This window comes from Mycobacterium sp., from assembly GCF_052145595.1.
In the GTDB taxonomy this organism is placed as follows: domain Bacteria; phylum Actinomycetota; class Actinomycetes; order Mycobacteriales; family Mycobacteriaceae; genus Mycobacterium.
This window is the reverse complement of record NZ_JBKQOI010000024.1, coordinates 1-12,756: the sequence shown is the minus strand read 5'-3', so window position 1 is coordinate 12,756 and position 12,756 is coordinate 1. Positions and strand designations below refer to the sequence as shown.

At 65.9% G+C, this 12,756-nt stretch carries 8 protein-coding genes; all 8 read right to left on the bottom strand.

Features of this window, described 5'->3' with window-relative positions; translation table 11 throughout:
- Positions 1 to 196 precede the first annotated feature (196 nt).
- A complete protein-coding gene (locus ACLP4W_RS01780) occupies positions 197 to 1,942 on the bottom strand; it encodes an FUSC family protein (protein WP_442383528.1) in 1,746 nt (581 codons plus the stop codon).
- A 259-nt stretch (positions 1,943 to 2,201) separates the two neighbouring features.
- Positions 2,202 to 2,792 carry a hypothetical protein gene (locus ACLP4W_RS01775; protein ID WP_442383526.1) on the bottom strand — a complete coding sequence of 197 codons (591 nt, stop codon included), beginning with the start codon at positions 2,790 to 2,792 and terminating at the stop codon, positions 2,202 to 2,204.
- A 126-nt stretch (positions 2,793 to 2,918) separates the two neighbouring features.
- Positions 2,919 to 3,815: a hypothetical protein gene (locus ACLP4W_RS01770; protein ID WP_442383524.1), complete on the bottom strand. Its 897-nt coding sequence runs from the start codon at positions 3,813 to 3,815 to the stop codon at positions 2,919 to 2,921.
- Positions 3,812 to 5,401, bottom strand: coding sequence for a bifunctional 3-(3-hydroxy-phenyl)propionate/3-hydroxycinnamic acid hydroxylase MhpA (mhpA, locus tag ACLP4W_RS01765; protein ID WP_442383522.1), 1,590 nt, complete (start codon positions 5,399 to 5,401; stop codon positions 3,812 to 3,814). Before mhpA ends, ACLP4W_RS01770 begins: the two co-directional genes overlap by 4 nt.
- Positions 5,398 to 6,315 carry a fumarylacetoacetate hydrolase family protein gene (locus ACLP4W_RS01760; protein WP_442383520.1) on the bottom strand — a complete coding sequence of 306 codons (918 nt, stop codon included), beginning with the start codon at positions 6,313 to 6,315 and terminating at the stop codon, positions 5,398 to 5,400. The genes mhpA and ACLP4W_RS01760 overlap by 4 nt, the downstream gene beginning before the upstream one ends.
- Before the next feature lie 38 nt (positions 6,316 to 6,353).
- The gene (locus ACLP4W_RS01755) at positions 6,354 to 7,508 is read right to left on the bottom strand and encodes a VOC family protein (RefSeq protein ID WP_442383518.1); all 1,155 of its coding nucleotides are present in this window, start codon (positions 7,506 to 7,508) and stop codon (positions 6,354 to 6,356) included.
- A 1,261-nt stretch (positions 7,509 to 8,769) separates the two neighbouring features.
- Complete coding sequence (locus tag ACLP4W_RS01750) at positions 8,770 to 10,134, bottom strand: NAD(P)/FAD-dependent oxidoreductase (RefSeq protein WP_442383516.1); 1,365 nt, start codon at positions 10,132 to 10,134, stop codon at positions 8,770 to 8,772.
- Positions 10,135 to 10,392: 258 nt separating this feature from the next.
- Positions 10,393 to 12,756 (bottom strand): GAF domain-containing protein (locus ACLP4W_RS01745; RefSeq protein WP_442383514.1); only part of this gene is annotated, 2,364 nt, incomplete at its 5' end.

Genomic DNA, 12,756 nt, shown 5'->3' with positions numbered 1-12,756 from the left:
TCGGTCCGATCGGATCGATTACCGGCACCGAGCCGATGTAGCGGGCTGCTGGGCGCCATTCCCGTGTCGCCGTGGCGTTCATGCTCTTAGCATCGTCGTCGACGGTCGAGATGTCCTCCACGCTGACGTCCATTCACGGATGCGGCTACCTTCAATAGCCAGGTGGATAAAGCGCCTCGCGTCACCGGTGCGAGCGTCACCGCCGGCGCGCAGCGACAATGTCCGCGGTCACCGCGTCGCAGCGTTCTTCTAACGCGCGAATGGTGGCCTCGGCTTTCGTCCAGTCGCGGCGCGACCACCATTCTCTTCTGGCGTGCGTGATCGCGACGCGGGCTTCGGCGAGGACACTGTAGGCGCGCCGACGCAGCGCGGTTTGCTCTGTGCGCTGTGCCAACTGTGCCTCGCGGGCGTAACGCTCCGCGGCGTTCTGTGCGTCCGTCAGGAGAACGGTCGCCCGCGTCGCCCAGGCCTGTTTGGGGACCAGCACGTGGGCGAGCACCACGATGCCGGCTGCGATCGCGGTGTCCAGGAAGCGGGTCAGCAGAAGGTCACTGTGATCGCCCAGGAAGTCGACAAACACGAACACGATGGCTGTGAGCGCCATCGTGGCGACGATGTAGTGGGCGACGACGCCGATCGCGAGCAGCGCGCCGCAGACGACGACCAGTCCGATCGCCGGGTAGGTGCTGAATTTCGTGGCGGCCGCAAACCCCGCGATGCCGACGCCGACAGCCGTTCCGATGCAGCGCTGTAACGCCCGGTTGGGCACGGGAGCCAGTTCCGGCTTGTAGATGAAGGCCACCCCCAACGGCAACCAGTATGCGCGGGGACCTTCCATGAGGGCCGCGATGACCACGGCGGCCAACATGCACGACGCCAGCACCGCGGCGGAGGCGATCCGGGTCCCCCACCCCACCACGGATCCGCTCAGTGGGGTTCCCTGAAAACTCCCGGCTGCCAGCCGACGATTCGCGGAGAGCAGATCCTGTAGCGCTCTCGTCGCAGCGGTGTCGCGACCCTGCTGCGGTCGATCCGTCAGCGGGTCGGCGTGCGCCGCTGAGGGCACGGCGGGAAGCCCCAGCTCCATCGGGAGCTCCGCGCTGGCGATGATCAACTGCGCGGGGAGGATATTGGCCTCCCAGGCCAGCGCCGTGGCGATCTCGGCGCAGTCGTGAGCCACCTGGAACGCATACATGATCTGCTGGGCGTGCGTGCCGCGGTACAGGTCGGTTCCCGTCCTGCGCCGATACCGCCCCATCATCCGCTGGGCGCCATCCAATGCCTGAGTCAACTCCCGCCGCGCGCCGGTGACCCGATCGGTTCCAGCGGCGATCAGGACGGTAAGCGCGGCGTCGAAGACCCGCGCGGTCGCCATCAGCTCGGCCGAATGTCTCTTCGGTAGCCACGCGGCGCCCAGAAACGCCAGGACCAGCACCGTGCCCAGCAGTAATTCGACGGGCGGCAGCCAGAACGGGCCCTGCAGGATGAATCCGGACCCCACGATCGCGCCGAGCAGCGAGTGCATGCCCGCGACAGACCCGAGCGTTCCGCTGTAGTTGATGATTCCCGCGGCGGCCGCGACAACGGTGACGCAGACGGCGACGGCCCACACCGTGTGGGTGCGGACCGCGGCTTGTCCGAGGGCCAATCCCGCCGCACTGGACAACCCGGCGACGACGATGCGCCTGGCGCGGATCCAGTACGAGGGGCCCGTGTCTTGGACGACCGCCCACAAGGCGCCCAAGGCGACTATGGCACCAGCCGTGTCGTGGCCGGTGATGTGGCCCACGTAAAGGGGCAGCGCGATGCAGATAGCCGCGCGGGCCATCGCGTCGACGGGCACCGCGCGCGCACGGGCGATGAATTCGCGCATCCCACTGAGCTGGCGTGCCCAGTGGTAGCGGCGAATCGCCGCCCGTCGGGCATTGGCTCGTGCGGCCACAACTCACTCCTCGCGCATCCGCCCCGAAGTGCACCACGGCGGTGCGCCTTTGTTCAACGGCTCCAGAGGCCATTCTCGCTGATCGGCAAGCCTGACGGGACCTGTCTGTGGGACGCCATCTTCGTCACCATGTTCGTGGAGTATGGAGGTGTCTCTTCGCGCCATCGTCTGAGAGGGGCATGAGATGGTTGATGCCCAGTACGCTGCCGGTCATTTTCGACAAGGCAGGTCGGATTCGGTTTTCCGCGGGGCAGCTACGTCAGCTCAGGGGTAACGGCTCGGTTTTGATCGCTCCCCGCAGCACACGCCGGTACCGTGACCACCGCGGCACATACAAGCCCAACTCCCTGCGTGCAGCCTGTACCACGTCGAGACGATTGACCGCCGTGTACTCGTATTTCCGCAATGCGTCTCGCTGTTCTTCCGGCATGTTGCCCAACCACTTCTCAATTCGCTCTGCAAAGCCGTTGTTGGAGTCGACTTGTCTTACCCATTCCGCTAATTGAACTGACTGCTGGTAGGCATAAGCGATGGCAAGATCCGCGGTTCGGTAGTTACCGGTGAGCGCCAGCTCGCTGATCACCCTGTCGATCGCATCGGCTTTTTCAGTCAACACTTCTCGGCGAACCTCTGGGGGAAGGGCTTTGAGGACCTCCAAGTCCCTGCCGACTCTCAACGCGTCAGCGTAGAGGGCTTTCATCTCCTCGTAGTGGAAGCGGTTCTGCTGGGATCTGCGGTCAAGTGATCCAGTGCCAAAAGAGATTATCCCCGCCACCAGGACGAACGCGCCGCCGAGGACCGTGCCCTGTCCGCCGGTAATGTTATGCCAGATCTCGAACCATCCGCTCATTTCTACCTATCCAGTACCTGCGCCGTGCACGCACAATCAAAATTGAGCGGCACCGGACAGGGTGCGTCGGGGCAAGTTATGACCCAACCAAACCGAATCCGGTGCCTATCAAATACTTCCGCTGACTCAGAGTTCGGCGAGCGCGACGCCGGTGAGGCCCGGGCCGAGGTGCGCCAGTTCGGTGTCGACACCGGTGTCAAGGTTGACGTGGCGGATGCTGCCGCCCAGATCGCCTACGTAGAACTCGGACTCCGAGACGGCGGCGAGGCCGATCGCCTCGTGGTATCCGCGAGAAAGGATCTCCGGTGTACCGACTGTGGGCTGCACGATCGCGCGGTTGAGCGTGTTGCCCTCGGGTTCCGAGCCGCGATCGGTCCACACCAGCGTGGTCCCACCGAACAGGTGCAGATCGATCGGCTCGGGCAGGTCCTTCCACAGCAGTTCGATATCGTCGCGGTGCTGCGGGTCGGCGCCTGGCGGCAGATCGAGCGGGGCGCGAAAGATCCTGCCCTCACCGGCTTTTGGTGCGCCCTTCTGCGTCCAATACAGCAGGCGCCCATCCAGATCGATAGCGATGCCGACAGGGTGGTGACTGATCGTGCGCGCGGCCTCGTCACCAACCGCCGGCACCACCAGGGGGCGCAGGTCGCTACCGTCGAGGTTGCAGCTCAGCACCTGCATGCCCTCCCGATCGCACCAGTACAGCACCCCCGCGTCGAAATCGGCGGCGAGCTGTTTGCCGGTGGTGAACGCACCGCGCGGCACGATCGTGACCCGATTGGTGCCGTTGAGGTCAGCGCCTTCGAGCGACCCGTTGCGGGCGTAGGCCACCTCCGAACGTGGGCCGCTCCCTGGATCGGGAGCGCCCATGTTCGTCCAGTAAATATGGCCCCGAGACTGGTCGACGACGATGCCGTCGGGTCTCTCGTCGAGCCCGCTAATCAGCGTGCGCACTCGAGTGCCATCCAAAGACACCGCCTGCAACTCCTGTTTGCCATCGTTGAGGACCAGCAGCTCGGTCATCGGCTTACACTCTCGCTTTCAGCCCGGGCAGCCTCACCAGCGGAGAACGATGGCAGGGCATCGCAGAGCGCCTGGACGTTCCGGCCCGCCTGCATAACGGCGGCGTCGGGCCTGACGATGGCGGCGGTCGCCCGGCCTTGCTTGAGCCAGCGGCCGAGTTCGCTTTCGGACGCGACGGAGACGACGGCGGCTCCGCGGCTGATCAGCTCGCTGCGCTGCGCAGCGCTGAGCGGCGCGGAGGTGACCAGCGCGAATCGGTTCCCGACGACCTGATCGAAGCGCAGGCCGTCGTGCAGAACCGGGTTCGGGCACAGAGTTCCGGCCAGCTGCCCGGGGGTGCGGGATTTGATCACCATTGCCGATCCGCGCAGCCCCGGGGCGACGCCCTCGGCGGCACTGGTGCGCGTGCCGGGCAGACGCAGGTTTTGCAGCCGCGGGAACACCACCTTTCGGATGAGGTCACCCGTTCGTCCGCCTCCGGTCATCGCCGCTCCCACCGACACGGCCATCAAGATCATGGCCGCGGTGTGGGCTTTGCGCTCCTGCTCGTAGGTGTCCAGCACGCTTTCGGGCAACGAATTGCCCAGGACCCCAGCCACTTTCCAGCTCAGGTTCAACGCGTCGCGAAGCCCCGCCGCCATACCCTGGCCCACGAACGGCGGGGTGAGATGGGCGGCGTCACCGAGGACGAACACATTGCGGTCGCGCCAATCACTGGCCACCTTCGCGCGGAAGGTGTAGGCGGTGACTCTTACCAGCCGCAATTGCTCGGCGGGTGTGTCGCCCAGCCACGGCTTGATCAACGGCTCGATGTGGTCGATCGTCTGGTAGTCGGCAGCGGTCTCACCGTCTTTCAGCTGGAATTCCCAGCGGTAGCGGGTCGGCCCGACGCGCATGTAGGTGCCGGCGCGCTCGGTACTGCAGAGTTGGTGGCAGCCCTCCCACTGGTTCAGTTCGGCGTCGGTGTCGACATCGATGACCACCCAGTTCTGCTGGAACGACAGCCCGTACATGTGCGCACCGATCGCCGCACGCACGGTGCTGTTGGCGCCGTCGCAGCCCAGCACGTAGCTGGCCTCCACGGATTGATCGCCACCGCGCACGCGGTCGAGGAAGCTCACCCGCACCCGGCCGGGCCGGTCCTGGGTGACGCTGGTGACCTCGACATTGCCCCGGAACAGGACGTTCGGGTACCTCTTGAGGTTGGCGCGCATCATCGCTTCCAGCTCGGGCTGGTCGAACATGTTCATCTGGGGGTAGCCGTTGGCGCTGGGCTGCGGGCTGCGCTTCAACTCCGCGAGCACGCGCATGTCGGGGTCGATCAGTCGAAGACCGAGTCCGGCCCGGCGATGGGCGGCGAACTCGTCGCCGACGCCCAGCCGGGTCAGGATGCGGTAGATCTCGTCGTCGGCGTGCACCGCCCGCGGCAGCGGGTAGACGCTCTCATGGCGGTCTAGCAGCAGACACGAGATGCCTTGCTGCGCCAACAGAGTGGCCGCGGTCATGCCGGTCGGTCCGGCGCCGACGATGATCACCGGTACGAAGTCCGGCAGCGACGCCGGGGCGCCATTGGATTGTGCGTTCATGCGTAGACCACCTTGTTGCGTTGGGTTCCGAGGTCGATGGCGCCGTCGTCGGTGGCCACCGTGGCCTCCACGACGTCACCGTGATGCAGGTAGTTCGGGTTCTTCGCCTGGCCGGCAAGGAACGTCATCAGATCCATCTGGTGCGGGTTCTCGACGCCACGCGCGGTGAGCGCGGTGCCGACGGGGGTGCCGGTGAGCACGATGTCGCCGACGTCCAGCTTCTGGAACTTCGCCAGCGCCTGCAGCGCCTCGACCGGCGAGTAGAGCATGTCGCCCTCGACCACCGCGTTCTGGCGCAGCTCGCCGTTGACCCGCAGCTGCGGCCGCAGGTCCCCGAAGCGCTTGAGCTCGTCGGCGTCGACCAGCACCAGCGCGGGGCCGACCGGGGTGAATGTCGGGTACGACTTCGACTCGTAGAACTGGGCTTTGGTCAGCTGCACGTCACGGGCCGACACGTCGTTTGTCACCAGCAGCCCGTGCACGTAATCAGCCAGGTTCGCCTCGGTCACCTCGGTGCCCACCGGCAGCTCCCGGCCGATCAGCAGCCCGATTTCCAGCTCATAGTCCAGCAGCTGGACGTGGGGTGGCTTCACGATGTCATCGAACGGACCGGTGACCGAGCCGGAAGCCTTGCGGAAGAAGGTCAACGGCGTCTTGGCCGGGTCGCGGCCGACGTCCCGCACGTGCGAGGCGTAGTTCGTGGCCTGGGCCACCACACGGCACGGCGTCGTGACCGGTGACAGCAGCGTCAGGTTTTCCACCGGCACGGTGTCGGTGGAGTGCGCGGCGGCGTCGATAGCCGCACGGTCGGCGAGCACCTGGGCGGTGGTGGCGGCGTCGGTGCGGATGCGGGCGACGCCGTTGGGCGTCTGCACCCACCACGCGTCGGCGGTGCGCAGGATCGAGACGGTCATTGCAGGGATCCTTACTTTCTCTCGGTGGGTGGTGGATGTCAGGAATTGCCGACGGCGAACAGCCCGCGCAGTGCGGACAGGTCGAACTCGTTGTCGTGGCGCAGCGCATCGACCATCAATGCGACCTCGCGTGCGGTTTCGCCCGGTGAGCCGACGCCCAGGAAGTCCCGGCTCGGCGGGGGCCCCCACTGATACAGGCCCGAGGCCGTCAACGGCGCCCAGCCGGGCTCCAGGGTGTTGTCGAACATGTCCCCGTCGGCGTAGTGCTCGACCAGGAAATCGCCCTCCGGGTCGCGCCAGTAGTCGAAGATCTGGCTGCCCTGAATGTGGCGGCCGATGCCCCACGAGCGGAAATACCCTTGCTCACGCAGGAATTCGCCGCCGGCGGCCAGCGCGTCCAAGTCAGCGACCTGGTATGCCGAGTGCACGTAGCGGTGGGTCGGTCCCAGCGCCATGGCCAGCGTGTGGTGGTCGGCGGGGACCGAGCCGCGGTCGCAGCGGATGAAGCTCATCACGGGTCCGCGCTCGCGCTGGCCCGGGTAGAAGCAGAAGTCGCTGACGATCAGACCCAGATGGTCGAGATACCAGTTCAGCGCCTCGATGTACTTCGGGGTCTGCAGCACGATGTGCCCAAGCCGCTGCACCCGGGCGGGCACCCGCGGGGGACGCTGGGTGACGTTCGCCCGTACGGTCTCGTGGCTGGCGCCGAAGTTGAACACGTGCGGCTTCTGGGAGGGCAGCTCCTCGAGCTGATGAACCCCCGACACCACCCGCAACGGGATCCCGCTCGGGTCGACCAGGTCGAGCGTCAATCCGCCGAGCGTCTCGGGCAGCGGTCGCACGGTGGCCCCGGTCGCGTCGGCCAACCGCAACAGGTCGGAGTCGTCCGCGGCCACAAACGCCGGGCCGACGAACCGGGACCGCGTGCCACGGCGGATCAGCACACACGACGCGGCGGCGTCGCTGCCTCGCAGGTGCAGCTCGTCGTCGGTGCGCAGCGCGACGCTGAACCCGAACGCCAGCGCGAAGTCCTCCGCCTTCTTCAGGTCCGGCTTCTCGAATTCCAGCCAGACGACGTCGTGGACCTTGATCACCGGGTTGGCCGAACGCCCCGGGTGCTCACCCGGCAGGGCGCCCTGCTCGCTGTGCAGCCCATTATGGGCATTGTGGGCGCCGATGAGTTGGTCAGTCATTTGCTCGCTCCTCAAACAGAATCGATGGACGCCCATGATGCACTCCCGAAACGGTCGTTGCTGCCAAGGGTTTCCGCGCCACGCGCATTCGCGTACCGCACTCGCCACTAAGCATGCAGCTCCCGTGCACGCATATCCTTGCGGCTGGCGGCAATCGATATACCCTGCCAGCAGGTATATGGGTGATCGGCGAGCCGTCATCATTGCATTGCATGACAAGGATTCTCACCATCGTCGGCGGTTCAGTAGATCAGTGCAGTAGTGACGAATCGTCAGAATTTCGGCGGCGGGAGCCTCGGAGGACACCGAACACCGAGTCACCCACCGGAGCGGCCCGCCCACCGAAACGAGGCGACGCCGCGTCAGCTCAGTCGCCTTCCGGTGCCGGACCGGGGCCGACACCGTGAAGTAGGCGGTGCGCCAATCAGACATCCATAGCAGGGTTTTCGACCGCGGTGACGATCGATACGCCGTGCAGGCGGACCAGCGGGCCGTGGGCCTCCGCGTGGAGTAGGCGCCTGCAGCGCGTCGAACATCGACAGAATGACCACTAGCTTCGGGCGACCCGACCCGATGGCCAGCAGCACCTCGCTCAGGACCGTTCGCTGGTCCTCGCCGCCGTAGGACTGATCAGTCACCGGGTCGTGCGGCTGGTCGCGGATCCCTGATCCGCAAAGGATCAAACATGAAGAACACTTCGTCCGCGGTGCCGAAGCGGCGGAACGGCGGGGCACGTAGGTCGGCGCCGCGGCGACATCGTGGCGTTGTCAAACATCGGCGTCCAATGACGGCACCAACACCATCAATGGCCGATTGGAATAACTCCAATAAGGGGCCTGGGGCACCGCGACTCTACCGATAGCGCTTATGGCTGTTTCGCGGTTTACTTATGCCCACATAACCGAATTACGAAGATCCAGGAAAGGTCGACAGACCGGCCTTGGGCGCTTGCCTCCATTAACGCACTAACGGCGACGGCGAACGGCCGGGAGGAGTGTCGCTATGAGCGCGAGAATCAAGCGACGAGATAACAAACGCGTCCTTGGCAAGGTCTGGCGGCCCGCAGTGATCCTTTCCGGCGCGAATACCCTCCGGCGCCCGAGGTCGTCGCCGAGCTAGATACTTCCGGAAATCAGCCGCCGATGCGCGGCGCCAACACCGCGGTCAAAGTGGTCACCCCCTGCGTGGGATGCACCGTGACTTGCTCTTGGACGTCGCGTCGACCTCGTATGCTCGATGCGCTGGTAGGTAGCGGAGTGATTCAGCTCGCCGCCTTCTCACCTGCGGTCGCCTGGAGATGCTCGAGCCTGGTCCTGGCGGTGGCCTGCTGCTCCGTTATGGTGAGCTGGCCCCGATGGGTGCTCAAGAAGGTGACGATCCACGAAATCAGTGTGGTGATCTTGTTCTGAAATCCGTTCAGGTACACCAGGTGCAGGAGCAACCAAGCTAGCCAGGCGGGGAATCCGGCGAACTGCAGCGGGCCGACCTTGGCGACCGCACTGAACCGTGACACCGTGGACATGGAGCCCTTGTCGAAGTACCGGAACGGTTCACGCTCGGCTGGATTGGCGCCTTTGAGTTCGGTCTTGATCGCGTTCGCCGCGTACTTGGCACCCTGGATCGCGCCCTGCGCGACGCCGGGCACGCCTTCCACCGCGGCCATGTCGCCGACCACAAATACGTTCGGATAGCCACGGACAGTCAAGTCTGGCAACACCTTAACGCGGCCCGCACGATCGATCTCGGTCGCCGACTGATCGGCGATCTGGTTGCCCAGCGGACTCGCTGACACGCCCGCCGACCACACCTTGCAGATCGAGTCGATACGCCGGATCTTGCCGTCGGAGTCCTGGACCGTCAGGCCATTGTGGTCAACGTCGGTGACCATGGCCCCGAGCTGAACCTCCACACCCATCTCCTCCAACCGCGCCTGGGCCTTCTTCCCCAGCTTCGGGCCCATTGGCAGCAGCACCGCGCGCCCCGCGTCCAGCAGGATGACCCGCACCTTGGTCGAGTCGATGTTGCGGAACGTACCATTGAGTGTGTGACTGGCCAACTCGGCAATCTGCCCGGCCATCTCCACACCCGTGGGCCCGGCGCCGACCACGGTGAACGTCAGGAGCCTCTCCCGAAACGCCGGATCGCTGGAGAGCTCTGCCTGCTCGAACGCACCCAGGATCCGACCCCGTAACTCCAGCGCGTCATCGATGGTCTTCATGCCCGGCGCGAAGTCCGCGAAGTGGTCGTTGCCGAAATAGGACTGACCCGCACCGGCGGCGACGATCAACGTGTCGTATTCGGTTTTGTAGGTGCGGCCGAGCAGCTCCGAAGTCACAGCGCGGCCCTTCAGATCAATGTGCACCACATCGCCGACCAGCACCTTGGCATTCTTCTGCTTATGCAGAATGCTCCGGATCGCCGGAGCGATCTCACCCTCGGAGATGATGCCCGTCGCCACCTGATACAGCAGCGGCTGAAACAAGTGATGCTGGGTCCGGGCAATCATGGTGACGTCAACCGGCGCCGTCTTGAGCGCTTTGGTCGCGGTCAGCCCACCGAACCCGGAACCGATGACGACAACCCGAGGTCGTTGTAGGGGTGCCAGCTTGCCTGCGTGACTGGTCATGTCGCATACCGTATGGGTGCGCGGGCGCCTCGCGCGCCGCCGCTACCTGCAAAGCGTTTCTCTGCTAACGGGTATCGCGACTACCAGGCAGCTGGAAAGGGGGTGCTCCCGTTTCTCGCGGTCCAGACCTCGTCGCGCTGGCGGTTCGCCGGGACTCGGCGCCGATCTCAGAAGGCCAATCGATCTCCCGCGCGTCCCAGGGCCGAGCACCGCACTGGGCAGGACTCATTGATCGCCGACTGCAATCGTGGAATCGGCCTAGTCATCTTCCGTTTGTTTATGCGGGATGGTGATATCAAAGGTTGTCCCGCCGCCTGGAGGACTGTCGACGCGCATCCGCCCGCCGAGTACCTCGATACGGTCTTTGAGCCCGATGAGCCCGGAGCCCTTGCCCGAGTCGGCCCCGCCGATCCCGTCGTCGGAGATCAAAAGGACCAGGCTGACACCGGTGGTGCGCGCGCGAATCGTCACCTCGGAGGCTTGGGCGTGCTTGGCGGCGTTGGTGAGCGCCTCGGCGACCACGTAGTACGCGGCGACCTCGATCGAACCGGGCAACCGATGTTCGATCGTGACATCGAGGTCGACGGGCACCGGTGAGCGGCGCGCGAGCGTCTTGAACGCCGCCGGAAGCCCACCTGTCGACAGGATCGCCGGATGAATGCCCCGGGAAAGCTCCTGCAGCTCTTGAAACACGTCGGTCAAGCCCGATACCGCTTCGGACAGCATCGATTTCAGATCGTCGCGCTCGGATGGGACCGAATCCTCGGTCAGGCGGAGTTTCAGTCCCAGCGAGACCAGCCGTTGCTGGGCTCCGTCGTGGATATCGCGTTCCAGGCGGCGTCGCGCGTCGTCGGCGGCGGCCACTATCCTCGCCCGCGAGGCGATCAGCTCCGCGCGGGTGGTCGCGGCGGCAATTGCGGTCGCGACCAGTTCGGCGAACTCGACGATGCGACCTTCGGTATCCGGCGGCAGCGGGTCAAGTTCGGTGGTGGCCACCACGGCTATCCCCCACAGCCGCTCGTCCACCACGATCGGGGCCCCGATGCGCGACCGGACGCCCAACTCGCGAACGCGTTGGGCAATCGGGCCGGCGGCGCCCTCCCAGCGGTCTATCCGCGCCGACTGTCGTATGCGCAAGACCGTAGCGGCGACATTGTCACCTTCGGTGGATAGGCGTTCCCCGAGCGTTAGGTGCGGCACGCCGGGTTCCGCATAGGACGCCACGACGACGATCGTTGCGCCGTCGTCTTCGAAACGGAGCACTTCGGCGTTACCCACATTCAGGCAACCAGCCATCTCCTCGGCCACCGCCGAGAACACCTCCGACTGACTGACCCCGCGCGCAACCAGAGTTGCGACCCGGCGCAACGCGGCCTGCTGCCTCGCCAACACGCTGAGGTTGTCGGCGAGCTCGCGCAGGCTATCGCGACCGGCCTGCAGTTCGGCCCTGGTGGCCGCGTTGGCGATGGAAGTCGCCACCAGATCGGCGAAATCAGCCATGCGAGCCTCGGTGTCGGGCGGCAGTGGCCCGGTCCGCGACCCCACGCCGGCCGAGCCCCAAATCTGTCCCCCGACGACGATGGGAACACCGACCATGGATTGGATGCCAAGCGCGCGGATGACCGCGGCCGTCGGACCGGCCGCGTGCTCGTGGCTGTCCATCCGGGCGGGCCGGCCGGTGCGCAGAATCATCGGGGCGACGTGGTCGCCATCCAGCGGTAACCGCTCGCCAACCAGCGGAGGGTTTGCCAGGTCTTGGTTGAAGCTTGCAAGCGCCTCGATGACGAGGAAGTCGCCTTCGTAGCGGGTCACCGTCGCGTTGTAGGCGTCCAGACAACCGGCCAACTCCTCGGCCACCGCGTTGAACACCGCCGCAGGTTCCGCCTCACGGGCAACCAATTCCGCCACCCGGCGCAACGCCGTTTGCTGTCGAGCAAGCTGACGGAGGCTGTCACGGCTGGCATTCAGCTGTTCACGCGCCGCCGCATTGGCGATCGCGGTGGCCACCAGATCGGCGAAGTCTGCGATCCGCACCTCCGTGTCGGCAGCCAGCGGCCCGGTCCGCGACCCTACGGCAGCAACGCCCCACAGCTGTGTCCCGACGACGATGGGGACGCCGACCATCGATTGCAAGCCAATCTCGCGAATACGGGCGGCCGCGGGACCGGCCGCGTGCTCATAGCTGTCCATCCGAGCGGGACGGCCGGTGCGCCGAACTATCACGGCGACGTCGTCGCCGTCCACCGGAAATCGCTCACCGACTGCCGGCGGGTCTGCCAGCTCAACCTCGGGGCGTCCCAGAGCGGCAATGACGATTGCATCCCCTTCGTAGCGGGCCACCGTCGCGTTGTAGACGTCAAGACAACCGGCCATCTCCTCGGCCACCGCGTTGAACACCTCGGCAGGTTCCGCCTCACGGGCAACCAGTTCCGCCACGCGGCGCAACGCCGTCTGCTGTCGGGCCAGCTGACGGAGGCTATTGCGGCTGGCCTGCAGGCGCTCCCGGCTGGCATCCAGTTGCTCGCGCGCCGCGGTATTGGCGATCGCGGTAGCCACCAGATCGGCGAAGTCTGCGATGCGCGCCTCGGAATCGGACGACAGCGGTTCCCGCTCCGCGGAGCC

Excerpts from the sequence above, each read along its gene's own strand:
- mhpA (WP_442383522.1), bottom strand. The coding sequence starts at position 5,401 with ATGAACGCACAATCCAATGGCGCCCCGGCGTCGCTGCCGGACTTCGTA.
- ACLP4W_RS01770 (WP_442383524.1), bottom strand. The coding sequence starts at position 3,815 with ATGACCGAGCTGCTGGTCCTCAACGATGGCAAACAGGAGTTGCAGGCG.
- ACLP4W_RS01750 (WP_442383516.1), bottom strand. The coding sequence starts at position 10,134 with ATGACCAGTCACGCAGGCAAGCTGGCACCCCTACAACGACCTCGGGTT.
- ACLP4W_RS01760 (WP_442383520.1), bottom strand. The coding sequence starts at position 6,315 with ATGACCGTCTCGATCCTGCGCACCGCCGACGCGTGGTGGGTGCAGACG.
- ACLP4W_RS01755 (WP_442383518.1), bottom strand. The coding sequence starts at position 7,508 with ATGACTGACCAACTCATCGGCGCCCACAATGCCCATAATGGGCTGCAC.
- ACLP4W_RS01775 (WP_442383526.1), bottom strand. The coding sequence starts at position 2,792 with ATGAGCGGATGGTTCGAGATCTGGCATAACATTACCGGCGGACAGGGC.